2 protein-coding genes and 1 pseudogene are annotated in these 1476 nt (G+C 38.1%); 2 read left to right on the forward strand and 1 reads right to left on the reverse strand.

Annotated elements, in window-relative coordinates; all coding sequences use genetic code 11:
* Together PSN35_RS04970 and bioC are read left to right on the forward strand one after the other, a co-directional pair.
* A partial coding sequence (locus PSN35_RS04970; protein WP_300030303.1) for a zinc ABC transporter substrate-binding protein occupies nucleotides 1-551 on the forward strand: 551 nt, incomplete at its 5' end.
* Nucleotides 539-1327: a malonyl-ACP O-methyltransferase BioC gene (bioC, locus tag PSN35_RS04975; RefSeq protein ID WP_300030306.1), complete on the forward strand. Its 789-nt coding sequence runs from the start codon at nucleotides 539-541 to the stop codon at nucleotides 1325-1327. The genes PSN35_RS04970 and bioC, both read left to right, overlap by 13 nt.
* Before the next feature lie 8 nt (nucleotides 1328-1335).
* Here bioC and PSN35_RS04980 read toward each other — a convergent pair.
* Nucleotides 1336-1476 (reverse strand): annotated as a pseudogene (locus tag PSN35_RS04980) (VF530 family DNA-binding protein); the annotation flags it as partial.

The following is a 1476-nucleotide window of genomic DNA, read 5'->3' on the forward strand; positions in this document are numbered from 1 at the left end:
ATGATGAGCATGATGAGCATGATGAGCATTCACAGTCTAGTCAAAACTACCACGTTTGGCTAAATATTAACTTTATGCAACAATTTTCACATCGCCTAACAAAAAGATTAATCCGTATTGATCCACTTAACACCAACACTTATCAGCTTAACCTTAAAGCACTTAATCATAACCTTGAGCAACTCAAACACCACATTAATCAGCAACTATCAACCCTTGCCACTCGCAAGCTGGTTGGCTACTCAACTGCTTTTGAGCACTTTAATCAAGCACACAGCCTTACCCAAAGCTACAGCATTACCAATCAACATGAGCAAAGGCTAAGTATTTACAAAATTATTCACGCAAAAAACTTTATTAGAGATAACCAAAGTCGCTGTTTATTAAGCACAATCAGTGTACCTAATAAACGACTAAAAACACTCACTGAAGGACTGTCAATCAACACAGCTAGTATTGATATTATTGGGTTTGATATCGCTTCCGGCGCTAAACACTATCCCAAATTACTAACAAATGTCAGTAACAAAATTGCCACATGTCTTCAGTAAGATCTGCCTTTAACAAGGCATCAAACAATTATGATGATCACGCTTTTTTGCAAAAGGAAGTTGCCTCTAGGCTTGACGAAAAACTCAACGTAATCACCACTCATTCTAACATTATCCTAGATCTTGGCGCTGGCACTGGCCTGTTGAGTGATAATTTAAAAAGGCGCTTTCCAAATTCAAAAATTATTGCCTTAGATTTTGCGCAAAATTCGCTCAAGAACAATCAAACTGCTAATAAAATTTGCGCCAATGCCAATCATCTACCTTTGGCAGACAATAGCGCTGATATCGTTATTTCTAGTTTAATGATGCAGTGGTGTCCTGATCTAAAGCAACTTTTCGCAGAGATCCACAGAGTACTTAAAAATGATGGATTAATCTTATTTTCTACCTTTGGACCTGATACGCTTAAAGAGCTTAAAAAAAGCTGGTCAGTGGTCGATAATGAAACCCATGTTAACACCTTTGCCGACATGCACGATATTGGTGATCAAATGCTGGGCGCAGGCTTTCAGTCACCAGTGATGGAAATGGAAACCCTAACCCTTACTTATCAAACCGTCACTGATCTTTTGCGAGACCTTAAAGCCATCGGCGCACAAACGGTTAGCACTCGCTCAAAATCTTTAATGGGCAAAGACAAATTTCAACTCATGATTAAAATGTATGAATCTTACCGACAAGACGGAAAACTACCCGCCACTTACGAAGTGATTTATGGTCACGCTTGGAAGCGAGTATCAACTATTGGAAAAATAGATATAAATAATCAATAAAAAATAAACTAAGTGAAAATTTTTAAATAAAGACGTTCGACTTTTTTCCTTGCCCATGGGGTTTTTCGCAAGAACTTTAAGCTGGAATTGATACTGGGATTACTTTTAAAACAGTTTATATCGATGGGCTTCGTCTAGCCCGAGTTCGA

The sequence above is a fragment of the Candidatus Thioglobus sp. genome, from assembly GCF_028599055.1.
Lineage (GTDB): Bacteria > Pseudomonadota > Gammaproteobacteria > PS1 > Pseudothioglobaceae > Thioglobus_A.

Excerpts from the sequence above, each read along its gene's own strand:
- bioC (WP_300030306.1), top strand. The coding sequence starts at position 539 with ATGTCTTCAGTAAGATCTGCCTTTAACAAGGCATCAAACAATTATGAT.